General features: G+C 65.6%; 19 protein-coding genes. 10 read left to right on the plus strand and 9 right to left on the minus strand.

From position 1 onward, the window contains the following. Positions 1–283 precede the first annotated feature (283 nt). The 5 genes from AC3DET_RS00545 (at position 284) to AC3DET_RS00565 (ending at position 10,013) form a co-directional block, all read left to right on the plus strand. Positions 284–991, plus strand: coding sequence for a TetR/AcrR family transcriptional regulator (locus AC3DET_RS00545; RefSeq protein WP_488390382.1), 708 nt, complete (start codon positions 284–286; stop codon positions 989–991). Beyond that, positions 988–2,169, plus strand: a complete 1,182-nt coding sequence (locus AC3DET_RS00550; protein WP_337729860.1) for an efflux RND transporter periplasmic adaptor subunit — start codon at positions 988–990, stop codon at positions 2,167–2,169. Before AC3DET_RS00545 ends, AC3DET_RS00550 begins: the two co-directional genes overlap by 4 nt. A 15-nt stretch (positions 2,170–2,184) precedes the next feature. Further along, the gene (locus tag AC3DET_RS00555) at positions 2,185–5,349 is read left to right on the plus strand and encodes a multidrug efflux RND transporter permease subunit (protein ID WP_337729861.1); all 3,165 of its coding nucleotides are present in this window, start codon (positions 2,185–2,187) and stop codon (positions 5,347–5,349) included. 281 nt (positions 5,350–5,630) lie between these two features. Next, a complete protein-coding gene (locus tag AC3DET_RS00560; protein WP_488390383.1) occupies positions 5,631–6,827 on the plus strand; it encodes an efflux RND transporter periplasmic adaptor subunit in 1,197 nt (398 codons plus the stop codon). A gap of 12 nt (positions 6,828–6,839) precedes the next feature. Then, positions 6,840–10,013: an efflux RND transporter permease subunit gene (locus tag AC3DET_RS00565; protein WP_488390384.1), complete on the plus strand. Its 3,174-nt coding sequence runs from the start codon at positions 6,840–6,842 to the stop codon at positions 10,011–10,013. Positions 10,014–10,141: 128 nt separating this feature from the next. Here the strand turns inward: AC3DET_RS00565 and AC3DET_RS00570 are convergent, their stop codons facing one another. After that, positions 10,142–10,525: a winged helix-turn-helix transcriptional regulator gene (locus AC3DET_RS00570; protein ID WP_277729726.1), complete on the minus strand. Its 384-nt coding sequence runs from the start codon at positions 10,523–10,525 to the stop codon at positions 10,142–10,144. Between the two features lie 128 nt (positions 10,526–10,653). Between AC3DET_RS00570 and AC3DET_RS00575 the strand changes: the two genes are divergently transcribed. Next, positions 10,654–11,556 (plus strand): SDR family oxidoreductase, encoded by a 903-nt coding sequence (locus tag AC3DET_RS00575; protein WP_488390385.1) that lies wholly within the window; start codon positions 10,654–10,656, stop codon positions 11,554–11,556. A 60-nt stretch (positions 11,557–11,616) separates the two neighbouring features. On the opposite strand, the gene AC3DET_RS00580 is transcribed toward AC3DET_RS00575, so the two are convergent. Continuing rightward, positions 11,617–13,494 (minus strand): DUF885 domain-containing protein, encoded by a 1,878-nt coding sequence (locus tag AC3DET_RS00580; protein ID WP_488390386.1) that lies wholly within the window; start codon positions 13,492–13,494, stop codon positions 11,617–11,619. A gap of 172 nt (positions 13,495–13,666) precedes the next feature. After that, entirely contained in the window at positions 13,667–14,815 is a 1,149-nt protein-coding gene (locus tag AC3DET_RS00585; protein ID WP_488390387.1) for an acyl-CoA dehydrogenase family protein, read from the minus strand. A gap of 128 nt (positions 14,816–14,943) precedes the next feature. On the opposite strand from AC3DET_RS00585, the gene AC3DET_RS00590 reads away from it, so the two are divergent. The 4 genes from AC3DET_RS00590 (at position 14,944) to AC3DET_RS00605 (ending at position 21,006) form a co-directional block, all read left to right on the plus strand. After that, entirely contained in the window at positions 14,944–15,873 is a 930-nt protein-coding gene (locus tag AC3DET_RS00590) for an ArsR/SmtB family transcription factor (RefSeq protein ID WP_488390388.1), read from the plus strand. Further along, on the plus strand, positions 15,870–16,955 hold the full coding sequence (locus AC3DET_RS00595; RefSeq protein ID WP_488390389.1) for a homocysteine S-methyltransferase family protein: 1,086 nt from the start codon (positions 15,870–15,872) through the stop codon (positions 16,953–16,955). The genes AC3DET_RS00590 and AC3DET_RS00595 overlap by 4 nt, the downstream gene beginning before the upstream one ends. Next, on the plus strand, positions 16,952–19,639 hold the full coding sequence (gene metH, locus AC3DET_RS00600) for a methionine synthase (protein WP_488390390.1): 2,688 nt from the start codon (positions 16,952–16,954) through the stop codon (positions 19,637–19,639). The genes AC3DET_RS00595 and metH overlap by 4 nt, the downstream gene beginning before the upstream one ends. Positions 19,640–19,809: 170 nt before the next feature. Then, positions 19,810–21,006, plus strand: a complete 1,197-nt coding sequence (locus AC3DET_RS00605; protein ID WP_488390391.1) for an MFS transporter — start codon at positions 19,810–19,812, stop codon at positions 21,004–21,006. A 15-nt stretch (positions 21,007–21,021) separates the two neighbouring features. Here AC3DET_RS00605 and AC3DET_RS00610 read toward each other — a convergent pair whose 3' ends face one another. The 6 genes from AC3DET_RS00610 to AC3DET_RS00635 form a co-directional block, all read right to left on the minus strand. After that, entirely contained in the window at positions 21,022–21,756 is a 735-nt protein-coding gene (locus AC3DET_RS00610) for an alpha/beta fold hydrolase (protein ID WP_488390392.1), read from the minus strand. Then, the gene (locus tag AC3DET_RS00615; RefSeq protein ID WP_192201072.1) at positions 21,753–22,382 is read right to left on the minus strand and encodes a DUF2058 domain-containing protein; all 630 of its coding nucleotides are present in this window, start codon (positions 22,380–22,382) and stop codon (positions 21,753–21,755) included. The genes AC3DET_RS00610 and AC3DET_RS00615 overlap by 4 nt, the downstream gene beginning before the upstream one ends. A gap of 35 nt (positions 22,383–22,417) precedes the next feature. Then, a complete protein-coding gene (locus AC3DET_RS00620; RefSeq protein WP_142125341.1) occupies positions 22,418–22,654 on the minus strand; it encodes a SlyX family protein in 237 nt (78 codons plus the stop codon). Then, positions 22,644–23,996, minus strand: a complete 1,353-nt coding sequence (locus AC3DET_RS00625) for a UDP-glucose dehydrogenase family protein (RefSeq protein WP_488390393.1) — start codon at positions 23,994–23,996, stop codon at positions 22,644–22,646. Before AC3DET_RS00625 ends, AC3DET_RS00620 begins: the two co-directional genes overlap by 11 nt. A gap of 43 nt (positions 23,997–24,039) precedes the next feature. After that, positions 24,040–24,975 carry an FKBP-type peptidyl-prolyl cis-trans isomerase gene (locus tag AC3DET_RS00630; protein WP_488390394.1) on the minus strand — a complete coding sequence of 312 codons (936 nt, stop codon included), beginning with the start codon at positions 24,973–24,975 and terminating at the stop codon, positions 24,040–24,042. An 82-nt stretch (positions 24,976–25,057) separates the two neighbouring features. After that, entirely contained in the window at positions 25,058–25,600 is a 543-nt protein-coding gene (locus tag AC3DET_RS00635) for a glutathione peroxidase (protein ID WP_446537976.1), read from the minus strand. Positions 25,601–25,729: the final 129 nt, after the last annotated feature.

The following is a 25,729-nucleotide window of genomic DNA, read 5'->3' on the forward strand; positions in this document are numbered from 1 at the left end:
GGTAGTCGAATGGTCATTGTATCCCCCGGCGCCATGACAAAACTTGCTGCGAGGCGTCATAAGCAAGGCTTGCAATCGCGCGGATGATTGTTTAGCTGCACACGCTCCGTGACCTCCGCCGCGTGCGAGCAGTGCCCATCGCAAGACGCACCGTGCGCCGCCGCATGGACGGAGCGCCGGATCGTCACGCGGTCTTTACCGGGCGAGCGGCCTCTTTGTGCACGGAAATGCCGCAAATACAAGGCTGTCGCAATTCTAAACTGGACGGTATAGTCTAGCCCGCATGCAACCCGCCACCACTCCCGCGCTCGATCAGCGTCGCAGCCGTGTCCACGACGCTGTGCGCGAGCTCATGGCCGAGCAGGGCTTCCGCATCAGCATGGACGCCGTGGCCGCACGCGCGGGCTGTTCGAAGCAGACGCTGTACGCGCACTTCGGCAGCAAGCAGGAACTGCTGCGCAGCGTGATCGCCGAACACCAGGAACCCGCCACGGCCCGCCTGTCGCCCGCGGTCGAAGACCCGCGCCAGGCGCTGCTGGCCTTCGCCGAAGAACACCTGCGGCGCCTGTGCGATCCCTCGGTGGTCGCCACGCGCCGGCTGCTGATGGCAGAAGCGCACCAATTTCCCCAGGAAGCGCAGGCGCTCTACCGTGACGCCTGCGATACTCTCGTGCAGCGCCTTGCCGCCTGGCTGCAGCACGCGATGGACCAGGGCAGGCTGAGGCATGACGACCCGCACTACGCCGCGGAGCTGCTGCTCAGCATGATGACGGGACTCGATTTCGACAGGCAGCATTTCGGCGTACCGCATCGCGTCAGCGCGAAAGCGCGCGGCCGTTGGGCCGGGTTTGCGGTCGATGCCTTCCTGCGCGCCTTCGCTCCCGCCACGCCAGACCACGAAAGTCCCACGCCTGCCGTGCCCGGCCGGCGCCTGCGATCCCTGCCTACCCCTTCCCCGACATCAAGAAAAAGAAACGGAGCTTCCCCATGACCGCCCCCATCCGTTCCCTGGTACTGGCCAGCGCCCTGTTCGCGGCCCTGGCCGCGTGCAGCAAGCCCGAACAGCAGCAGATGCCCCCACCCGAAGTGGTGGTGATGAGTGCGACGCCAAAGGACGTGCCGCTGGAGCGCGAGCTGGTGGGTCGCCTGTCGCCGTTCCGCAGCTCCGATGTCCGCGCCCGCGTGGCGGGCGTGGTGCAGAAGCGCGTGTACCAGGAAGGCAGCGACGTGAAGGAAGGCCAGACCCTCTTCCTGATCGATCCCGCCCCGCTGCAGGCCTCGTTGAGCGCCGCGCAGGCCAATCTCGCGTCGGCGCAGGCCACCTACGCGAATTCGAAGGCGGCCGCTGATCGTGCGCGCCAGCTGGCGCCGCAGAAGTTCGTCTCCAGGTCCGACCTGGACAACGCGGAAGCCGCCGAGCGCAGCGCCGCCGCTGCCGTGCAGCAGGCCCGTGCCAACGTGCAGACCGCGCGCATCAACCTGGGCTACGCCAGCGTCACCGCGCCGATCTCCGGCCGCGCGGGCAAGCAGCAGGTCACCGAGGGCGCCCTGGTCGGCCAGGGCGATGCCACGCTGCTGACCACCATCGACCAGATCGATCCGCTGTATGCGAACTTCTCGATGAGCTCGAGCGAGTTGCAGACATTGCGCCAGGCGCAGGGCGCAGGCCAGGTGCAACTGGCCGCCGAAGGCCAGCGCACGGTGCAGGTCCTCCTGCCTAACGGGCAGGCCATCGACCAGACCGGTACGCTGGACTTCTCCGACACCGTCGTCGACCCCGCCACCGGCAGCGTCTCCCTGCGCGCCACCGTCCCCAACCCGGACCGCACCCTGCTGCCGGGCACCTTCGTCACGCTGCGTGCCACGCTGGGCGAACAGAAGGGCGCCTTCCTGATCCCGCAGAGCGCGATCCAGCGCGACACCGTCAGCGCTTACGCGATGATCGTCGGCAAGGATGGCAACGTCGTGCGCAAGAACGTGACCACGCAGCAGGCCGTCGGCAATGACTGGCTCATCACCGACGGCCTGGCCGCCGGCGACCAGGTGATCGTCGAGGGACTGCAGAAGGTCAAGGAAGGCGCGCCCGCCAAGGGCATCACCGCCGAGCAGGCCGCTGCCGCCAAGGCTGCGCAGGCCAAGGCCGCCCCGGCGCAAGGCAAGGCCGAGTAAGAAGGACCCTCCCCCATGCCCAAGTTCTTCATCAACCACCCGATCTTCGCCTGGGTCGTGTCGATCCTGATCTCGCTCGCCGGCGTGATCGCGATCCTCAACCTCGGCGTTGAATCCTATCCTTCCATCGCGCCGCCGCAGGTAACGGTCAGCGCGACCTACCCCGGCGCCAGTGCCCAGACCACCGAACGGTCGGTCACCCAGGTGATCGAGCAGCAGCTGACCGGCATCGACAACCTGCTGTACTTCAGTTCGAGTTCCAGTTCCTCCGGCCAGGCCTCGATCACGCTGACCTTCGAAACCGGCACCGACGCGGACATCGCCCAGGTGCAGGTGCAGAACAAGGTGTCGCTGGCCACGCCGCGACTGCCCAGCGAAGTCACGGCCCAGGGCGTGGTGGTGGCCAAGGCCAACGCCGGCTTCCTGATGGTGGTGGGCCTGCAGTCCGACAACCCCAGCATCGACCGCAATCGCCTGAACGACATCATCGCCTCGCGCGTGCTGGACCAGATCTCGCGCGTGCCCGGCGTCGGCAGCACACAGCACTTCGGCTCCGAGTACGCCATGAACCTGTGGCTGGACCCGGGCAAGCTGCAGGGCTACAACCTGTCGGCCACCGAAGTCCTGGCCGCCGTGCGCGGCCAGAACGTGCAGTTCGCCGCGGGCTCCATCGGTGCGGACCCGGCTCCCGAGGGCCAGGCCTTCACTGCCACGGTGTCGGCGGAGGGCCGCTTCAACTCGCCGGAGCAGTTCGAGCAGATCATCCTGCGCGCCAACAGCGACGGCTCCACCGTGCGCCTGAAGGACGTCGCGCGCGTGGAGTTCGGCGCACAGGGCTATGGCTTCGACACGCAGTACAACGGCAAACCGGTCGGTGCCTTCGCGGTGCAGCTGCTGCCCGGTGCCAACGCGCTGAACGTGGCCGAGGCCGTGCGCGCCAAGCTGGATGAGCTCCAGCCCAGCTTCCCGTCGGGCGTCAGCTGGTTCTCGCCGTACGACACCACCACCTTCGTGAAGATTTCCATCGAGGAAGTGGTCAAGACGCTGATCGAAGCCGTCATCCTGGTGTTCCTGGTGATGCTGGTGTTCCTGCAGAACTTCCGCGCCACCATCATCCCCACCCTGGTCATCCCGGTCGCGCTGCTCGGCACGTTCTGGGGCCTGAGCCTGATCGGCTTTACGATCAACCAGCTGACGATGTTCGCGATGGTGCTCGCCATCGGCATCGTGGTGGACGACGCCATCGTGGTGATCGAGAACGTCGAACGCATCATGGCGGAGGAAAAACTGCCGCCGCGGGAAGCCACGATCAAGGCCATGGACCAGATCACCGGCGCGGTGATCGCGATCACCGTGGTGCTGGCGGCGGTGTTCATCCCGTCCGCGCTGCAGGGTGGCGCCTCGGGCGAGATCTACAAGCAGTTCGCCCTGACCATCGCCATCTCGATGGCCTTCTCGGCCTTCCTGGCGCTGGGCTTCACGCCGGCGCTCTGCGCCACTTTCCTGAAGCAGCACGAACACGACAGCCACGAGAAGAAGAACATCGTCTTCCGCGTCTTCGAGAAGTACTACGGCAAGGTCGAGAAGACCTACGTGGGCCACATCGGCTCGGCCATCAAGCATGCGCCGCGCTGGATGGTGGTGTTCGCCCTGCTGACCGTACTGTGCGGCTTCCTGTTCACGCGCCTGCCGAGCAGCTTCGTGCCCGAGGAAGACCAAGGCTATGCCCTGGCTATCGTGCAGTTGCCGCCGGGCAACACCCTGCAGAACACCAAGCAGGTGTTCAACCAGGTGCGTGGCACGCTGCAGCAGATGGACGGGTTCGAAGGCGTGATGGAGATCGCGGGCTTCAGTTTCGTCGGCCGCGGCGAGAACGTCGGCATGGCCTTCATCCGGCTCAAGGCCTGGGACGACCGCGACGTGACCGTGCCGGAGTTCATCCAGCAGGCCAACCAGCGCCTGTACGGGATCAAGGGTGCGCAGATCTTCGTGGTGAACCTGCCGACCATCCAGGGCCTGGGCCAGTTCGGCGGCTTCGACATGTGGCTGCAGGACCGCGCGGGCCTGGGCGAGGAGGCGCTGATGGCCGCCCGCAACCAGCTGCTGGGCGCGGCAGCGCAGGACTCGAGTTTGATGGCGGTGCGTCCCAACACGCTGGAGAACGCGCCGCAGCTGCAGCTGCATGTGGACCGCGTGCAGGCGCAGGCAATGGGGCTGTCGGTCAGCGACATCTACAACGGCATCCAGCTGATGCTGGCGCCGGTGTACGTCAACGACTTCTTCTACGAAGGCCGCATCAAGCGCGTGAACATGCGCGCCGACGCCGCCTACCGCACCGGCGCCGATTCGCTTTCGCGTATCTACACGCCGAGCAGCCAGCAGACCGACGCCAGCGGCGGTCGCGCGATGATCCCGCTGTCCAACGTGGTGCAGTCGCAGTGGGCTTCCGTGCCTCCTTCGCTGTCGCGCTATAACGGGTATTCGGCGGTGAACATCAACGGTTCCGCGGCGCCGGGCGGTTCGTCCGGGCAGGCGATGACCACGATGGAGAACATCGTCACCGACCAGTTGCCGCAAGGCTTCGGTTACGACTGGAGCGGCATGTCCTATCAGGAGATCCTGGCCGGCAACAGCGCCACCCTGCTGATGGTGCTGTCGCTGGTGGTGGTATTCCTCTGCCTGGCGGCGTTGTATGAGAGCTGGTCCATCCCGGTGGCGGTGCTGCTGGTGGTCCCGCTGGGCGCCCTGGGCGCGCTCGCGTTCACGCTGCTGCGTGGCCTGTCCAACGATCTGTTCTTCAAGATCGGCCTGATCACCATCATCGGCCTGGCGGCGAAGAACGCGATCCTGATCGTCGAGTTCGCGGTGATGGAGCGCAAGCAGGGCAAGACGCTGCGCGAAGCGGTGATCTCGGCCTCGCACCTGCGCTTCCGGCCGATCCTGATGACCTCGTTCGCCTTCATCATGGGCGTGGTACCGATGGCGATCTCGACCGGCGCCGGCGCCAACGCGCGCCATGCGATCGGCACCGGTGTCATCGGTGGCATGTTCTTCGCCACGTTCCTGGGCCTGCTGCTGATCCCGGTGTTCTTCATCGCGGTGCGGCGCATGCTGGGCGACAAGATGGACGAGCCCTCGAAGGAGTACCTGCTGGAGCAGGAAAACCCCGCCTCACGCTGAGACGGGTGGAGGTGCAGAAAGCCCCGGCCATGCCGGGGCTTTCCTTTTGCGGGCCACCCCATCGCGGGCACGGGGCTCGCCCTGCTGTCCGCGATGCCGCTCCATCCCGGGCCTCCGGGGCCGCGGGCAAGCGTGCTGGCCAGCGCCCGGCCACGCGCCATGCCCTCCTGCACTATGTGCGCCGGTCTCGATCCGTGATAATCGCGCGCCTGATCATGTCGATCGTGCCATCGCTCGTTCGTCGACCTGACGACTTCCCCCGACTTGACGAAGACCCCTCCATGACACGGAAAGATCCGCACGCAAGGAAAACGCCCTCCACCACCCGCCGCATGATCCTGATGCTGATCGCCGTCGTGGTGATCTTCGGCGGCGTGTTCGCCGTCAAGGCGATCATGGGCAAGGGCATGAACGATTTCTTCGACAACATGCCGCAGCCGGCCGCGGCGGTGACCGACTGGACCGCCAAGCAGGAGGAATGGGTCGACGCCCAGCAGGCGGTCGGTACGTTCGTGGCCATCAACGGCACCGACGTGACCACAGAAGCCGGGGGCGTGGTGCGCAGCCTGTCCATCGACGTCGGCAAGCCGGTCAAGGCCGGCACCGTGCTGGCCCAGCTCAACACCGCCAACGAACTGGCCGTGATGAAGTCGCTCGAAGCCTCCGCCAGGCTGGCGGCGGTGCAGCGCGACCGCTGGCAGGCCCTCGCGCGCGACAAGCTGGTCTCGCAGGCCGAGGCCGAAGAGCGCGCCACCGTGGCCGCCACATCGCTCGCACAGGTGGAGGCCCAGCGCGCCCTGATCGCGCAGAAGACCATCCGCGCCCCGTTTGACGGCGTGCTCGGCATCCGCAGGGTCAACCTGGGCCAGTACCTCACGCCCGGCGATGCCATTGTCAGCCTGCAGGCACTGGACCCCATCTACCTCGACTTCACCCTGCCCGAGCAGCGCGTGGGCCAGATGCTGCCGGGGGCGAAGATCCGTGCCACCGTCGACGCCCTGCCCGGCCAGGTGTTCGAAGGCGAAGTCACGGCGGTGGAACCGCAGGTCGACCCGGCCACGCGCAACTTCAAGGTGCAGGCGACGCTGGCCAATCCCGAATACAACCTGCGACCCGGCGCATTCGCGCACGTGGGCTTCGATACCGGCGACAGCCGCAAGGTGGTGGTGGTGCCGCAGACCGCGATCAGCTTCAATCCCTACGGCAACGCGGTGTACGTGATCCAGGAAGTCCAGCGCGCCGAAGGCGAAAAGGACATGCAGGGCAAGCCGCTGACCGGCAAGAAGCTGGTGGTACGTCAGCGCTTCGTGAAGACGGGGACCACCCGCGGCGACCTGATCGCCGTCACCGAAGGGCTGAAGCCCGGCGAACGCGTGGCCACCAGTGGCCTGCTGAAGCTGCGCAATGACGCCGAAGTGGTGGTGAACAACAAGGTGCAGCCGGTGACCGAGGCCCAGCCCAAGCCCGAAAACCGTTGACGGAGCGACGGCATGAAATTCACCGACATCTTCATCAACAAACCGGTGCTGGCGATCGTCGTCAGCCTGTTCATCCTGCTGTTCGGCCTGCGCTCGTTCACCGAGTTGAACGTGCGCCAGTATCCCGAGCTGCGCAACGCCGTGGTGAACATCAGCACCACCTACTACGGTGCCGACGCCGACCTGATCCAGGGATTCATCACCACGCCGCTGGAACGCGAGGTGGCGAGTGCCGAAGGCATCGAGTACCTGAGTTCGACCAGTTCGGCCGGTGTCAGCCTGATCCAGGCCTACATCAAGCTGGACCAGGATCCGAACGAGGCACTCACGCAGATCGCCGCCAAGGTCAACAAGATGCGCGGCCAGCTGCCGCCGGAATCCGAGGATCCGGTGATCGACCTGCAACAGGGCCAGCAGATCGCGGCGATGTACGTGTCCTTTGCCAGCGAGACCTTGGACAACAACCAGATCACCGACTACCTGACCCGCGTGGTGCAGCCCAAGCTGGTGACGGTCTCGGGCGTGCAGCGTGCCGACATCCTCGGCGCCGGCACGTTCGCCATGCGCGTATGGTTGAAGCCTGATCGCATGACGGCACTGCAGGTGACCGCCAGCGACGTGGCCACGGCGCTGTCGTCCAACAACGTGCTGGCCGCGGTCGGCTCGACGAAGGGACAGATGGTCGCCATCGACATGACCGCGCGCACCGACCTGCGCAATGCCGACGAGTTCCGCCAGCTGATCATCCGCGAGCAGAACGGCGCCATCGTCCGCCTGGGCGACGTGGCGGATGTGCAGCTGGGCTCGGAGAGCTACGGCACGTCGGTCCGCATCAACGGCGAAGCCGCCACGTTCATGGGCATCTTCGTGTCGCCGGACGCGAACTCGCTGGACGTCATCAAGGACGTGCGCACGCTGTGGGACAACGAGATCGTCCCCCAGCTGCCGGAAGGCATCAAGGCCACGATCCCCTACGACAGTACCGAGCAGATCCAGGATGCCATCGACGAGGTCGTCAGCACCATCGTGGAAGCGGTGATCATCGTGATCGTGGTGATCTTCCTGTTCCTGGGCTCGCTGCGCAGTGTGCTGATTCCCGCGGTGACGGTGCCGTTGTCGCTGGTGGGCGCGCTGTTCCTGATGCTGCTGATGGGTTTCACCATCAACCTGCTGACCCTGCTAGCGATGGTGCTGGCGATCGGCATCGTGGTGGATGACGCGATCATCGTGCTGGAGAACATCCACCGCCACATCGAGGAAGGCATGTCGCCGTACGAGGCGGCGATCAAGGGCGCACGCGAACTGGCCTGGCCGGTCGTGGCCATGACCACCACGCTGGTGGCGGTGTACCTGCCGATCGGCTTCCAGGGCGGCATGACCGGGGTGCTGTTCACCGAGTTCGCCTTCACCCTGGCCGGCTCGGTGCTGCTGTCCGGTGTCATCGCGCTGACGCTGACCCCGATGATGTGCGCCAAGATTCTCAAGCCGCACAGCGAAGGCGGCAAGGGCAAGCTCGAGAAGTGGCTGGACGAGCGCTTCGAGAAGATCAATGCCGGCTACCAGCGCCGCCTGCACGGCACGATGGAAACCAAGTCGGTGATCGGCGTGTTCGGCATCCTGGTGCTGGTGTCGTGCGTGTTCCTGTACATGACCGCACCCAAGGAGCCGGCGCCGCTGGAGGACGAAGGCTTCATCTTCTCCGTCGCCAGCGCGGACCCCTACTCCACGCTGGACTATGTCGAGCGCTACACCGAGGAAGTGACCGCCATCGCCAAGGGCGTGCCGGAAGTGCAGGACTACTTCCTGTTCAACGGCGGCTTCGGCGGCAGCGGCGGCGGTGCCAGCCCGATGGCAATGGCCGGATTCGTGCTGAAGCCCTGGAGCGAGCGTGATCGTTCGACCAACGCGGTGCTGCAGCAGGAACTGCAGCCCAAGATGAGCCAGGTCAGCGGCCTGAACATCTTCGCCCTGGTCCCGCCCTCCCTGCCCAGCGCGGGCGGCGATGGTGGTGGTGGCGAGTTCGTCATCGGGGGCGTGGGCGACCTGAGCCAGTTGGCGGAACTGGCCGACCAGATCCTGATGAAGGCGATGGAGAGCAAGCGCTTCATCTTCCTGGACAAGGACCTGAAGATCGACAAGCCGCGCATCGAGGTCAACATCGACCGCGACAAGGCGGCCAGCCTGGGCATCGACATGCGTACGCTGGCGGCCGACATGGCGGCGATGCTGTCCGGCGGCTATACCAACCGCTTCGCGATGCAGAACCGCTCGTACCTGGTTATCCCGCAGGTGCAGCGCAGCGACCGCCTCAACGCCAGCGACCTGGAGAACTACTACACGCGCACCCGCGACGGCGAACTGATTCCGCTGTCGACCCTGGTCACGCTGAAGGAAAGCGCGCAGCCGCAATCGCTGAAGCGGTTCCAGCAGCTCAACGCGGTGTCCATCACCTTCGCCCCGCGCCCCGGCGTGAGCAAGGGCGAGGCGCTGGCCATCCTGGAGCAGGCCGCGAAGGAAGTGCTGCCACAGGGGTACTCGGTGGACTACGCGGGCGAGTCGCGACAGTACAAGCAGGAAGGCGCGGCGATGCTGGTCACGCTGGCACTGGCGCTGATCGTGATCTTCCTGGTGCTGGCGGCGCAGTTCGAGAGCTTCCGCGATGCGCTGATCATGCTGTTGACCGTGCCGATGGCGATCTGCGGCGCGCTGTTGACGGTGAACGTGCTGGCGATCCTCAGCGGCATCCTGGGCATGATGCAGATCGAAGCCTTCCCCGGCATGAGCATCAACATCTACACCCAGGTGGGCCTGGTGACGCTGGTCGGCGTGATCTCCAAGCACGGCATCCTGATCGTGGAGTTCGCCAACAAGCTGCAGATCGAGCGTGGCCTGTCCAAGCGCGAAGCGATCGAGGAAGCGGCCGCCATCCGCCTGCGCCCGGTGCTGATGACCACCGCCGCGCTCGTGTTCGCGATGATCCCGCTGCTGATCGCCAGCGGCCCGGGTGCGGCGTCGCGCTTCTCGATGGGCGTGGTGATCGCCTCGGGCATGACCATCGGTACGTTGTTCACCCTGTTCGTGCTGCCGGCGTTCTACCTGTACCTGGCCCGCGACCACGCGCACGACCGCAAGGATGCGGATGACGCGTCGCCATCAGTGGATGCTGAGCCCGCGCACGGGCATTGACCAGGCATGCAGTCGATGGAATGAAGAAAAGCCCCGGCCATGCCGGGGCTTTCTTGTAGGAGGGGCTTCAGCCCCGACAGCCGACGAGACAGGTACACGATCGGGGCTGAAACCCCTCCTACAGAGGGTTACTTGGGCGCGTTGGCCGCCGGCGCCACGTACGCCCTGCGCGCCGCACGCACCTCATCGTGATGGTCAGAAGCCCACTGCGCCAGCATCTCCACCCGCTCGAAGAACGACAGCCCCAGCGACGTCAGCGCGTAATCCACGCGCGGCGGCACCGTCGGGAATACCTCGCGGCTGACCAACCCGTCCTGTTCCAGGTGCCGCAGCGTCTGGGCCAGCATGCGCGGCGAGATGTCGGCGATGCGCTTGCGGATCTCGGAAAAGCGCAGCGTCCCCGCCGACAGCTCGTGCAGGACCAGGACCGTCCAACGGTCGCCCAGCCGGTCCAGCACATCGCGGATAGGGCAGTTTTCGACGAGGATCAGCGATTGGCGATGCAGGGTCATGGTCCGACTCCAGGGCATGGTTACTGACCGGTAACCCGGTTACTTCAGGCTCCCTGCTTGTAGGGGCGGCAGCCTTTACTACCATATCGTAACCAACATCCTTTCCGTTACCAAAACAGGAGCCTGTCATGAACGCCCCCGCCCCCACCCTGCTGGTCACCGGCGCTTCCGGACAGCTGGGCAGCGCCGTCGTCCGCCATCTGCTGGATACGCTGCAGATTCCTGCCGACCGGCTCATCGTCACCAGTCGCACTCCGGAATCGCTGGCGGACCTGGCTGCGCGCGGCGTGACCGTGCGTGCCGCCGATTTCGACCAGCCGGCCACGCTGGCGGCCGCCTTCGCCGGGGCCGACCGGCTGCTGCTCGTCAGCACCGATGCCTTGATGGAACCGGGCAAGCGCCTCGCCCAGCACCGCGCCGCCGTGCAGGCCGCCGCGGATGTGGGCGTCGGGCATGTCGTCTATACCTCGCTGCCGTCGGCCGCCACATCGCACGTGTCATTCGCGCCCGACCACTGGGGCACTGAGCAGGCATTGTCCGCCTCGTCCCTCGGCTGGACGGTACTGCGCAACGCCTGGTACTTCGAGAACCTGGCCTATTCCCTGCCGGGCGCCTTGGCATCCGGAGAGTGGGCGACGGCGGCGGGCGAAGGACGCATCGCCTACATCGCGCGCGAAGATCTGGCGCACGCCGCGGCGGTAGCACTGTCATCCGAGGATACGTCGAACCAGATCCTCACATTGACCGGTGAACAGGCGTGGTCGGCGCGCGACGTCGCCGCGCGCGCCTCGGCACTCACCGGCAAGCCGCTTGCCGCCGTCGACATCACGCCAGAGAAGTTGATCGAAGGCCTGAAAGCGCACGGCTTTCCGCCGGTGCTGGCCGACGTGTTCGCCTCGTTCGACGCCGCGACCGCTGCCGGCGATCTCGGCGAGGTCACGGACGACTACCGCCGGCTCACCGGCCGGTCGCCGACCGCATTGGATGCGTGGCTGCCGGCAAACCTCGACCTGCTGACCAAGGCGCACTGAGTCCGAAAACAAGAACCCCGGCGCAACGCCGGGGTTCTCGGTATCACTGGAGATCGATGATCAGGCCGGCTTGGCCGCCTTCTGCTTCGCGATCCACTGATCAACGCGACGCTCCAGCAACGTCAGCGGAAGCGCGCCCCCGCCAAGCACGGTGTCGTGGAAACCCTTGATGTCGAACTTGTCGCCGAGTTCGGTTTCCGCCTTCCTGCGCAGGTCCTGGATCTTGATCATGCCGATCTTGTAGGCCGTGGCCTGCCCCGGCATGATCAGGTAGCGCTTCACTTCGGACTCGATCGCCGCGCGCGGCACCGCGCTGTTGGCATCGAAGTATTCCACCGCCTGCTGCTCGGTCCAGCCCTTGGCATGCAGCCCGGTATCCACCACCAAGCGGATCGCACGCCACATCTCGGAACTCAGGCGACCGAACTCGGAGTACGGGTCCTTGTAGGTTCCCGGCATTTCCTTCGCCAGCCACTCCGAATACAGGCCCCAGCCTTCCGCATACGCGGTGACGCCGTACTGCGTGCGGAACTTCGGCACGCCGGTCAGCTCCTGCGCGATGGCGATCTGCATGTGGTGGCCCGGCAGGCCCTCGTGGTAGGCGATCACCTCCAGCTCGGGCTTGGGCATCGCGCCCATGTCCGACAGATGCGCGTAGTACACGCCCGGGCGCGAACCATCCGGCGTACCCGGGTAGTAGTGCTGGGCGGCGCCGTCCTGCTCACGGAACGGCTCCACGCGCTTGACCACCAGGTCGGCCTTCGGCAGCAGGCCGAAGTAGTCCGGGAGCACCTTCTTGATGTTGTCGATGGCCGCCGTGGCGTCATCGATATAGGCCTGGCGGCCGGCGTCGGTATTGGGATACTTGAACTGCGCATCGCTGTCGATGAAGGCGAAGAAAGCATCCAGATCACCCTTGAAGCCCACCTTGTCCTTCAGCGCCGTCATCTCGCCCTTGATGCGCTCCACTTCCTTCAGTCCCAGCGCATGGATCTCGTCCGCGGTCATGCCGGTGGTGGTCATCTGGCGCAGCTGGTACTCGTAGTACGCCTTGCCGTTCGGATGCGTCGCGCCCACGCCGGTGGCGTTGACGGCGGCCTTCGGAAGCTCCTCCTCGCTCCACGCGATCAGGCGGTCGTACGCAGGCTTGAACTGCTCCAGCAACGCCTTGCGCGCCTCGTCCTTCAGCGCGGTGGCGCGGGCGGCATCGATCTTGCCGGCCTTGACCAGCGCATCGGCCTTGGCCTGCGCGTCAGCCCAGATCGCGGAATCCTTGCCGGTCGAGAACGGCGCACCGGCGATGACCTTCCTGGCCTGCTCCATCACGCCTTCATAGGCGAACTTGGGCGGACGGATACCCTGCCCGGCCGATGCGCGCGCGCGCTCCAGCAACTGGTCGAAGGCGCGGCTGGTCGCCTTCAGGCGGGCGATGTAGGCGGTGTAGTCCGCTTCCTCGTCGACCTTGTGGAAACTGATCAGGAAGGTCGGCCAGAAACCCTGGGCACCATTCATCTGGTCGAAGGCGTAGCCGTCCTGCAGGAAGGCCAGTCCGTCCCTCGCGTTTTCGTACTGGAGCTTCCACAGGTCGTAGGAGAACTTGGCCTCATCGTCGAGCTTGGCGTAGTCGAAGGTCTTCTCCATCTCCTCGACGCTGGCCTTGGCCCAGGCCACCTGATCGCGCTGCGACTGTTCGGACATGTCGTCCACCTGATCGTACAGGTCCTTGCGACCCTGGAAGGTCAGCTGGATCGGGCTGAACTTCAACTGTTCCTCGTACTTCGTTTCGAACCAGGCATTCAGCCGCTGGCTCTCGGCGGCGATGTCGGCGGCGGACGCAGCGACGGCCGGGGCGCCGGCGGCGCCGGTCTCCGGCGTGGCGGCGCGGTCGCAAGCGGTCAGGGCAAGTGCGAGGGCACAGGCAATCAGGGTTTTGCGCATCGGGGTCTCCAGGAAGGATACGGAGGACAGACCCCCGCATTCGGACACTCTACCCAACCCGCCCCGCCCCGTCCCATGACCAAAGATGGGGGTCGCGATGTGGCCTCGCTCACGGATCTGCGGAAAAAAAACGCCGCCCGTAGGCGGCGCTCGTTTTCCGGAGGCGCTGGATTCAGCGCAGGCCGGTCTCATTGCGGGCGATGACCAGGCGCTGGATCTCGCTGGTGCCTTCGTAGATCTCGGTGATCTTGGCATCGCGGAAGTAGCGCTCGATCGGCATTTCCTTGGAATAGCCCATGCCACCATGGATCTGCAGGGCCTGGTGGGTGATCCACATGGCGGCCTCGGACGAGGTCAGCTTGGCGATCGCCGCCTCGTTGCTGAAACGCTGGTCCTGGCCCTTCACCCACGCCGCGCGCAGCGTCAGAAGCGTGGCCGCGTCCAGCTTGCACTTCATGTCGGCGATCTTGGCCTGGGTCATCTGGAACGTGCCGATCGGCGCGCCGAACGCCTTGCGCTCCTTCACGTAGGCGATGGTGGCCTCGTAGGCGGCGCGGGCGATGCCGATGGCCTGGGACGCGATGCCGATGCGGCCGGCATCCAGCACGCCCATGGCGATCTTGAAGCCCTCGCCTTCCTTGCCCAGCACGTCGTCCGCCGTAGCCACGTAGTCGGTGAACTCGATCTCGCAGGTGGCCGAGGCACGGATGCCGAGCTTGGGCTCGGTCTTGCCGCGGTGGAAACCGGCCTTGGCGGTATCGATCAGGAAGGCCGTGATGCCGCGCGCGCCCTTGTCGGGTTCGCTCATCGCGAACAGCACGATGTACTTGGCCACGGGGCCGGAGGTGATCCAGCTCTTCTTGCCATTGATGACGAAGCTGCCATCGGCCTGCTTCACCGCGCGGCAACGCATCGCGGTGGCATCGGAACCCGACTGCGGCTCGGTCAGCGCGAACGCGCCGATCTCGCGGCCTTCGGCGATGGCGCGCACGCAGGTCTGCTTCTGCTCCTCGGTACCGAACTTCAGGATGCCGTTGCAGAAAAGCGAATTGTTGACCGACATGATGGTCGAATGGGCCGCATCGCCTGCGGCGATCTCGATCATCGCCAGCACGTAGGCGATCGGATCCATGCCCGCACCACCGTACTCGGCCGGCACCTCGATGCCCATCAGGCCGTTCTCGCCCAGCAGGCGGATGTTGTCCAGCGGGAACTCGCCGGTCCTGTCGTGGTGCTCCGCGCTGGGCGCGATCTTTTCCTGGGCGATCCGGCGCGCGACGTCCTGGATCATCAACTGCTCTTCGGTGAATGCGAAATCCACGGGTACCCCTCGGCATACGTACTTGAATACCAATTGTAACCCGCGACCATCCGCGGGCGTATGCCACTGGTTGACCTTGCCGCCGCCACGGGAGCAAAATATCTCTATATCGCGATAGGAAGATATTTATGGATCTGGAGGCCTGGTCGGCCCGACTGAAAGTCTTCGCCGACGCCACCCGCGTGCGCCTGCTGGCGCTGCTGTCGCGCGAAGAGCTGACTGTCGCCGAGTTGTCGGCAATCACCCAGTTGGCCCAGCCGCGCGTCTCCACCCACCTGGCAAAATTGAAGGAGGCCGGGCTGGTACGCGACCGTCGCGCGGGCGTGTCGGCCTACTACCGTTTCGACGAAGACAACCTGGACACGGTACAGCGTGAACTGTGGCGCAGCCTGCGCGATGGCAGTGACGATCCGCTGCTGCGCCAGGACGCCGAGCGCGTGGACAACGTGCTGGCCAACCGTGCCGCCGACCAGAACTGGGCCGACAGCGTGGCCGGCGACATGGAGCGCCACTATTCGCCCGGCCGCACCTGGGAGGCCCTGGCCCGGACCGCCCTGCCGCTGCTCGAGACCGGCGACGTGCTGGACATCGCATCCGGCGACGGCGTGCTGGCCGAGTTGCTCTCGCCACATGCGAGCCGCTACGTCTGCATCGACACCAGCACCCGCGTGGTGGCGGCGGCCGGAGAACGCCTGCGGCGCTTCCCGAACGTGGAAGTGCGCGAAGGCGACATGCACGCACTGCCATTCAAGGACGGCAGCTTCGACCTGGTCGTGCTGATGCATGCGTTGACCTATTCCAGCAAACCCGCACAGGCCGTGGCCGAGGCCGCACGCGTGCTGCGCAAGGGAGGCCGCCTGCTGCTCAGCAGCCTGGGCAAGCACGAGCACCGCTCGGTCGTGGAAGCTTACGGGCACGTCAATCTCGGGTTCTCGGACAGGGAGCTCCGCAAGTTCGCCGAGAAGGCCGGGCTGGAGATCGCCAATGCGGAAACCGTCACCCGTGAACGCCGGCCACCGCATTTCGAAGTCCTTTCCCTCACGGCGGTAAAGCCATGAACGTCCTGCCCTGGTTGAATCCCGCCCGCGTGTCCCTGCTGCTCAAGGCGCTGGAAGAACGCATCCTGATCATCGATGGCGCGATGGGCACCATGATCCAGCGTCATGGCCTGCAGGAAGCCGACTACCGCGGTACCCGTTTCGCCGAGGGTTGCGATGCGCAGCACACCCACGAGCACGGCGCGGGCTGCGGCCACGACCTCAAGGGCAACAACGATCTCCTGCTGCTCACCCGGCCTGAAGTCATCGCCGGCGTGCACAGCGCCTACCTGGAGGCAGGTGCCGACCTGGTCGAAACCAACACCTTCAACGCAACCTCGATAAGCCAGGCCGACTACCACCTGGAACACCTGGTCTACGAGTTGAACAAGGCGGGGGCGCACGTCGCGCGCCAGTGCTGCGACGCCATCGAGGCGACCACGCCGGACAAGCCCCGCTTCGTCATCGGCGTGCTGGGACCGACCAGCCGCACCGCTTCGATCAGCCCGGACGTGAACGATCCCGGCTACCGCAACACCAGCTTCGACGCGTTGCGCGCCACCTATCGCGAGGCCATTGAAGGCCTGATCGATGGTGGCTCGGATACGTTGATGGTGGAAACCATCTTCGACACGCTCAATGCCAAAGCCGCCCTGTACGCTATCGAGGAAGTCTTCGATGCGCGCGGTGCACGATTACCCGTGATGATCTCGGGCACGATCACCGACGCCTCCGGCCGTACGCTGTCGGGACAGACCGCCGAAGCGTTCTACACGTCGGTCGCGCATGGTCGCCCGCTGTCCGTCGGACTCAACTGCGCGCTGGGTGCGAAAGACCTCCGCGAACACGTCGAAACCCTGTCGACCGTCGCCGACGCGTATGTCAGCGCACACCCCAACGCCGGTTTGCCGAATGCGTTCGGCGAGTACGACGAGACACCCGAGGAAATGGCGGCCACGTTGAAGGAGTTCGCACAGTCCGGCCTGCTCAATCTCGTCGGCGGCTGCTGCGGCACCACGCCTGCACACATCCGAGCCATCGCCGACGCCGTCGCGGGCGTCGCGCCCCGCCGCCTGCCTGCCCTGCTGGAGGCCGCCGCGTGAATACCCGCGTCCGCCACACCCGCCTGTCCGGCCTTGAACCGCTGGTCATCACCCCGGACCTGCTGTTCGTCAACGTGGGCGAGCGCACCAACGTCACCGGCAGCGCCCAGTTCCGCAAGCTGATCAAGGAAGAGCGCTACGAGGAAGCGGTCGAGGTCGCGCGCCAGCAGGTCGCCAGCGGCGCCCAGATCCTCGACGTCAACATGGACGAAGGCCTGATCGATTCCGAGAAGGCGATGGCCCGCTTCCTCAACCTGATCATGTCCGAACCCGACATCGCCCGCATTCCGGTGATGGTCGATTCATCCAAGTGGAGCGTCATCGAAGCGGGCCTGAAGTGCCTCCAGGGCAAGAGCGTGGTCAATTCGATCTCGCTGAAGGAAGGCGAGGAGGCCTTTGTCGAGCATGCCCGCAAGGTGCTGCGCTACGGCGCGGCCGCCGTGGTGATGGCCTTCGACGAAACCGGCCAGGCCGACACCTGCGCGCGCAAGGTGGAAATCTGCACCCGCGCCTACCGGATCCTGACCGAGGAAGTCGGCTTCCCGCCCGAAGACATCATCTTCGACCCCAACATCTTCGCGGTCGCCACCGGCATCGAGGAACACGACAACTACGCCGTCGACTTCATCGAAGCCACCCGGATCATCAAGCAGACGCTGCCGCATTGCCATGTCTCGGGCGGCGTGTCGAACGTGTCGTTCTCATTCCGCGGCAACGAGCCCGTGCGTGCGGCGATCCACTCGGTGTTCCTGTACCACGCCATCCAGGCCGGCATGGACATGGGTATCGTCAATGCGGGCGGCCTGCCCGTCTACGACGACCTCGACGCCGAGCTCCGCGAACGCGTGGAGGACGTGATCCTCAACCGTCGCAAGGATTCGACCGAACGGCTGCTTGAGATCGCCGAGCGTTACAAGGGCAGGAAAGGCGAAGCGCCGGTGGAGAACCTGGCCTGGCGCGAGAAGCCGGTGCGCGAGCGCCTGGCGCACGCGCTGGTGCACGGCATCGACGCCTTCGTCGACCAGGACACCGAGGAGGCACGCGCGCAGGCTGCTCGCCCGCTGGACGTGATCGAAGGCCCGCTGATGGACGGCATGAACGTGGTCGGCGACCTGTTCGGCGCCGGCAAGATGTTCCTGCCGCAGGTGGTGAAGTCCGCCCGCGTGATGAAGAAGGCGGTGGCCTACCTGCTGCCCTACATCGAAGCCGAAAAGCTGCGCACCGGCGACGTGGGCAAGTCGAACGGCAAGATCGTCATGGCCACCGTCAAGGGCGACGTGCACGACATCGGCAAGAACATCGTCGGCGTGGTGCTGGCCTGCAACAACTTCGACGTGGTGGACCTGGGCGTGATGGTGCCCACGCAGAAGATCCTGGACAGCGCAAAGGCCGAGAACGCGGACCTGATCGGCCTGTCCGGCCTGATCACGCCGTCGCTGGAGGAAATGACCCACGTGGCGCGCGAGATGCAGCGGCAAGGCTTCTCCATGCCCCTGCTGATCGGGGGTGCGACCACCTCCCGTGCGCACACTGCGCTGAAGATCGATCCGCACTACGATGCGCCCACCGTGTGGGTGAAGGATGCCTCGCGTGCCGTGGGTGTGGCGCAATCGCTGATCTCGCGCGACATGCGCGCGGCGTTCGTGGCCGCCAACGATGCCGACTACGCGGAAATCCGCGAACGCCACCGCAACCGTGGCGATGCGAAACGGCTGGTCTCGCTGGAAAAGGCGCGCGGCCAGAAGTTCAACGGCGGTTGGGGCGACTATTCACCGCCCGCGCCCAACCAGCCCGGCCTGCACGTCTTCGAGGACTACCCGCTGGCGGAACTGGTCGAGTTCATCGACTGGACGCCTTTCTTCCAGGCATGGGAGCTGGCGGGCAAGTATCCCGCCATCCTGACCGACGACGTGGTGGGTGCGCAGGCCAGCGAGCTGTACCAGGACGCGCGGACAATGCTGGGGCGCATCGTTGCCGAGAAATGGTTGACGGCGAAAGCGGTATTCGGTCTATGGCCGGCCAACAGCGTCGGCGATGATGTCGAACTCCAGCACGCGGGCACCACCGAGCGCCTGTGTTTCCTGCGCCAGCAAGTAGACAAGCCTGCCGAGCGTCCGGACTTCTGTCTTGCGGACTTCATCGCACCGAAGGATTCCGGCAGGCAGGACTGGATCGGCGCCTTTGCCGTCACCGCCGGCATCGGCATCGATGAACATGTCGCCCGGTTCGAAGCCGACCACGATGACTACAACGCCATCCTGCTGAAAGCCCTCGCCGACCGGCTTGCCGAGGCCCTCGCCGAGCGGCTGCACCAGCGCGTGCGCAAGGAGTTCTGGGGGTTCGCGTCCGACGAAGCATTGGGCAACGAGGCCTTGATCGCCGAGCAGTACCGCGGGATCCGTCCGGCACCGGGTTATCCCGCCTGCCCGGAACACAGCGAGAAAGCCACCCTGTTCCGCCTGCTGGACGCGCCGGGCAATGCCGGCATGTCGCTGACGGAGAGTTTCGCGATGCTGCCGACGGCGGCGGTGTCCGGCTACTATTTCAGCCACCCGCAGAGCCAGTACTTCGTCGTAGGTCGAGTATCGAAGGAGCAGGCGGCCGACTACGCGAAACGCAAGGGCGTGGAGCTGGCGCAGGTGGAAAGATGGCTGGCGTCCAACCTGGACTACGACCCGGAATAAGCGCCATCACGCGCGGCGGCACGTTCACCCCCTGTCGAGAGGCCCGGCAGAGCGGAGCGCAATGCGCGCTCCGCTAGAATGTGCATCCCGCCCGTGCCTGCGTCCCTCATGCCACCCTCGCCCGCTGCCGAAGGCCGGACGTCACCCGTCGCCGCATATCGAGCAGCGACATGAGGGATGCCATCCCGCCGACCGCGTATCCCGCGGTCCGCCTGTCGAGCTTCTACTTTTCGTACTACGCGGTACTCGGCGCCTTCACACCGTACTGGAGCCTGTACCTGGAATCGCGCGGCCTCAGCGTGGCCGCCATCAGTGTGCTGATGAGCCTGTGGTACGCCACGCGTATCGTTTCGCCCAGCCTGTGGACCACGCTGGCCGCGCGCTCGCCGAATCCCATCCGCTGGCTGCACCTGGGCTGCGCGCTGGCATTCGGCTGCTTTGCGCTGTTCCTGCTGCCCCTGGAACACGCAGGCCTGTTCGCGGTGATGCTCGGCTTCTGCTTTGCCTACAACGCCGTGATGCCGCAGTTCGAATCGATCACGATGTCGCATCTCGGTGCGCGCAGCGACCGCTATGGCCTGATCCGCGTCTGGGGCTCGATCGGCTTCATCCTGGTGGTATCGCTGTTCGGCTGGCTGATCGACGCACGCCGGCTGGGCGTGGGTGCATTGCCATGGCTGATGCTGCCGGTGCTGGCGGCCGTCTTCGCATCTGCGTTGTCGAACCGCTACGCACGCGAGCCGGAACACCACCCGATCGATCCGCAGGACGGCTTCCGCGCGCGATTGCGCAGGCCACGGGTGATCGCGTTCTTCGTGGCGGCGTTCCTTACCCAGATCTCGTTCGGCCCGTTCTACACGTTCTTCTCGATCTACCTCTCCGAACACGGCTACACGACCGCGACACAGGGCGTGCTGTGGACGGTCGGCGTACTGGCCGAGATCGGCGTGTTCTTCCTGGCCAGCCGCATCTTCCGGCGCTGGGATGCCAGTCGCGTCCTCATGGTCGCGCTGCTCAGTGCGTCGGTGCGCTGGCTGGTTACCGCCCTGTTTCCCGACAACATGCCGGTGATGGTGCTGGCGCAGCTGACGCATGCGCTCAACTTCGGCGCGTTCTTCGCTGCCGCCATGCAGCTCCTGGTGCGCTTCTTCCCGGGCCGCATGAATGGACACGGCCAGGGCGTGTTCTATGGTCTGTCGTCCGGCGTGGGCGGCGTGGTGGGCGCATTGCTGGCAGGCCAGCTGTGGCGCTTCGGGGGCGAGACCGCATTCTTTGCTTCGTCGGTGATCGCGTTGATCGCCGCATTCATCGTCTGGAACTGGCTGATCCGGCCCGGAACGTCTCCAGCGCAGTTGAGCGACGACTGATCGATCCACCTCGGCCTAAGAATCGTGGCGAGCACCCTCCAGGATGCATACCCTCTTCAGGAATCGCCGGATCTCGCCTGCCGCCGCCACCGGTGCCACCTGGAACAGGAAGTGCGGTGCGTCGATGACGATCTGCTGCGCATTGCGTGCCAGACGAACGATCTCGTCACCTGCCCTTGCTGCTATGAGCCTGTCCCGGCGGGCCTGCAGATGGAGCAGCGGAAGGTCCAGCGCAGCGAGTTGACGACGGACGTCCACACGCAGCGCCGCCAGCGCGCGTTGGCGCAACACGTCGATGGGGATTGCCTCAAGGACGGCATCCAACTCTCTCCGCAATGGCGCCGGCAGCATCCCGCCTGCCAGAACGCGTTCCAGTGCGAACACGGGCAACGACATGGCAGGCAATCGATCCAGTACCGCCGCACAAGCGTGGCTGAAAGGGAGCGGTGCGCGGACGAAACTCGCCGCCAGCACCACGGCTCTGACATGACGTGGGTTGCGATGGGCGAGCATCACGGCCAGGGGACCCGCAAACGACTCGGCGATCAGTACCGTATCCGTGTGCCGCCGCAATGCCGGACCCAGCGCTTCCGCCAGCGCGGCATAGCCGCTGAAGCACCCTGCGTCATACGCAAGCACCTCGGCGTCGCAATCGCCCTGGAATGCATCGAGCAAAGGGGTGTAGAGCCGACCGGTGCCATCCAGCCCGGGCAGCAGGCAGAGACGGGGACGACGATCAGTACGCGTCACCACACCAGGTCGTCGGGCACCTGGTATTGCGGATCGGCATAGGGGTCCTGATCGGCCGGGGCGTCCGGATCGACTTTCAGCGCGACGGCGGGTGCGAAGATCGCTTCGGCTTCGGCGAGCACTGCGGCGGTGACCAGCAGGTAGCGGCCGTTCTGCTGCACCACACCCAGTTCGCCCGCATTGAGTGCTTTCAACTGCGCCGCATTGACATAGATGCGCTTGATCTTGCCGCCATACGGGAAATGGCGTGCGATGTCGGCTTCCGCGTCATTGAGGCCCTTGTCCTGCAGGAACGCATCGAGTTTCGCCCTCGCTTCGCGGCGCAGGCGTGCTTCCTCCTGCTTCACACGCTCGGCTTCGATGCGCTCGTCCTTCTCGCGCTGGGCGCGGATGGCGTAGGCCTTGGCGAGGTCGATGTCTTCCTGGCTGCGCTTGGGCCTGGGCTTGCCTCCACCCTGCGGCGGGCGCGGCTTGCCGCCGTGGCCCGGTTTCGGGTGCGCGGCACCCTTGCCGGTCGGCTTCTGCGCGTCGCGCCGCTGATCGGGCCGACGGTCGGGTTTGCGCTCGGGCTTCGGTGCAGGCTTGAAGCCCAGGCCCAACAACTGGTCGCGGAGTGAATCGGTCATCGGTCTTTCGTGGGGACTGCTGTGTCCCAAGCGTATCAATAATGCGGCGGCGGCGGTTCGTTGGCAGGGTCCTCGAACAGCGAGGTACGTACCTTTCCGAGCTCCTCCACCATGTGCCGGAGCAGCAGCGCGGTGCGCTGGTTCTCGGCCCGTGCGTCCGCCAGCGCCTCGCTCAGCTCGTTGAGCGAATGCTCCTGGAACGCCAGTCGGGTTTCCATTTCCACCAGGCGGCGCTCGAGCGTGTCGCCCTGCAACGGCAGGTCAGTCTGCATGCACGGACCTCCCGCGCCCGATGCCGTAATACGCAATGCCCGCGGCTTCCACTTCGCCGGGGTCGTACAGGTTGCGGCCGTCAAAGACCACCGCATCGCCGAGGGTGTCGCGCAGGCGCGCGAAATCCGGGCTGCGGAACTGCTTCCACTCGGTCACCACCACCAGCGCATCGGCACCCTCAACGGCAGTGCGTGCGTCATCGCAAAGCACCAGGTCGTCGCGCTCGCCGAAGATCCGGGCGGCTTCCTCGCGGGCCTCCGGGTCGTAGGCGCGGACCTTCGCACCGGCGTCCCACAACTCCGCGAGCAGCCTGCGGCTGCTGGCTTCGCGCATGTCGTCGGTGTTGGGCTTGAACGACAGCCCCCAGACCGCGAACGTCCTGCCACGGATGCCCTCGTCTTCGCCGCAGTCATAGTGACGCTGTATCAATTCGAACAGATGGGCCTTCTGGCGGTGGTTGACGGCCTCCACGGCCTGCAGCAGTTCGGCCTGATAACCATGCTGCTGCGCGGTGCGTGCCAGTGCCTGCACATCCTTGGGGAAGCAGGAGCCGCCGTAGCCTGCGCCGGGATAGATGAAATGCCAGCCGATGCGCGGGTCGGAACCGATGCCCTGCCGCACATGCTCCACGTCGGCACCGACGCGTTCGGCGATGTTCGCGATCTCGTTCATGAAGCTGATCTTGGTGGCCAGCATCGCGTTGGCGGCGTACTTGGTCAGCTCGGCAGAGCGCACGTCCATGACGACAATGCGCTCATGGTTGCGATTGAACGGCGCGTAGAGACGACGCAGTTTCTCCACGGCCTGCGGATCCGACGCGCCGATGACGATGCGGTCAGGGCGCATGCAGTCGTTGACCGCATCGCCTTCCTTGAGGAACTCGGGATTGGAGACGACATCGAACGCGATCTCCACGCCGCGCGCCGCGAGTTCGGCGTCGATGGCCGCCCTTACCTTGTCGGCGGTGCCGACCGGCACCGTGGACTTGTTGACCACGATGCAAGGCTGCTGGAGGTTGCGGCCGATGGTGTGGGCCACCGCCAGGACGTACTGCAGGTCGGCGCTGCCGTCCTCGTCGGGAGGGGTACCCACGGCGATGAACACCACGTCACCGTGCGCGATGGCCTCTTCCGCAACAGTGGTGAACCGCAGGCGCCCCGCGGCATGGTTGGCCTTCACCATCGGCGACAGGCCGGGCTCGTAGATGGGGACGACGCCGTGATTGAGGCCATCGACCTTCGCGGGGTCGATGTCCATGCAGACCACGTCATGCCCGACCTCGGCCAGGCAGGTGCCTGTCACCAGCCCGACGTAACCGGTACCGAAGATCGCAACACGCATGAAAGCACTTCCTGGCCGGGGGAGCCGCGATTACACCAGCGACTTATTGCAGCACGCCCATCAATTCGACGTCGAAGGTCAGCGTCGCATCCGGGCCGATCTTGCCGCCGGGTGCACCATTGGGACCATAGGCCAGGTTGGACGGGATCCAGAAGCGGTACTTGGCGCCCACGGGCATCAGGGCCACGCCTTCGGTCCAGCCCGCGATGACCTGGTTCAGGCCGAACTCGGCCGGCTCACCCCGCGCATACGAACTGTCGAAGACTTCGCCGTTGAGCAGCTTGCCTTCGTAGTTCACGCGCACGCGGCTGGTGGACATCGGCCGCTGTCCGTTGCCCTGGCGCAGCACCATGTACTGCAGCCCCGACGGGGTGGTGACCACGCCGGGCTTGGTCTTGTTGGCGGTGAGGAACTTGGCGCCCTCGTCGCGATTGCGCTGCGACGCCCCGGCCTGGCGCTTGGCGATGTAGGCCTGCATCTCGGCCTGCGCCTGCTCCACGGTCAGCAGGGGCGTGCCGCTCTTGCTGGTCAGCGTCCGCACGGCCTGGGCGAGCACGGCCGTGTCCAGCTCATCCTTGAACGGCATCAGCGAGGGGCCCACCACATAGGTGCCCAGGAACAGGCCGACCTTGGTCTTGTCGACCGCCGGCGGCGTGCTGCCCGGCGGCATGCCGGGGACCGGCTGGCCTTCGGCCACGGCGAGGTTCACCCGCAGCAACTGGTCGGTCGCCTGCGCTTCCTGCTCGGAGATCAGCGCGGGCTTGCCGGCGAACGTGTTGGTGATCGCGCGCTCGAATGCGGCCACATCGAGGAATGGCCCCACCGGCTGCAGCGAATTGCCCACATCCACGCCAATCGCGTAGCTCACCTTGTCGCGCTCGGTGACCAGCGCGGTTTTTTCCTGTGCAGACACGCTGCCTCCCAGCATCGAAAACGAGATTGCCAACAACACGGCTGCGCCGCGGACCGACCGCTTCATCCTTTCTGCTCCTGGAACCTGCGCCACGATGGCGGCGCCAAACCCATATTGTGGCATGCCAGCCACCCGCGAAGGCACTGCATCAACGCGCGGCGCGTGGGGCCTTCAATTCGCGCTCGATCGCTTCCACCACGGCGGGGTCTTCGGGCGAGACCTTGCTGGGGAAGTTCGCGACCACGCGACCGTCGCGGCTGATCAGGTACTTGTGGAAGTTCCATCCCGGGGCAGTGCCCGTGGCCTGCGCCAGCGAACGGTAAAGCGGCGTCGCTTTCTCGCCCGTCACCACCACTTTCTCGAACATCGGGAACTTCACGCCATAGGTCAGCGTGCAGAACTCCTGGATCTCCTTCTCGCTGCCCGGCTCCTGGCCCTTGAAGTCGTTGGAGGGGAACCCGAGTACCGCGAATCCCTGACCGGCATAGCGCTTGTGCAGCGCCTCCAGCCCTTCGTACTGCGGCGTGTAACCGCATTTGCTGGCAGTGTTCACCACCAGCAGCACCTGGCCCGCATACTTTTCCTTCAGGTTGACGGGTGCCTTGCCGGCCAGTGGGCGGTAGGCGACGTCCAGCAAACCGGCTGCCAGCACGGTCGCGGAGACGCTCACGAGCGCAAGAAATGACAGCATTTTCAATGACTTGAACTTCATGACCTCACCCCGCTATTACGAACATGACAAGTATGCCTTCAGTTGGGTGACAAAACCCGGTCACCCCGTTGACGCCCTGTGTTTTGGTGTTATAGTTGAATACAACAC

It is taken from the genome of Pseudoxanthomonas sp. 97-1-1, assembly GCF_057773125.1.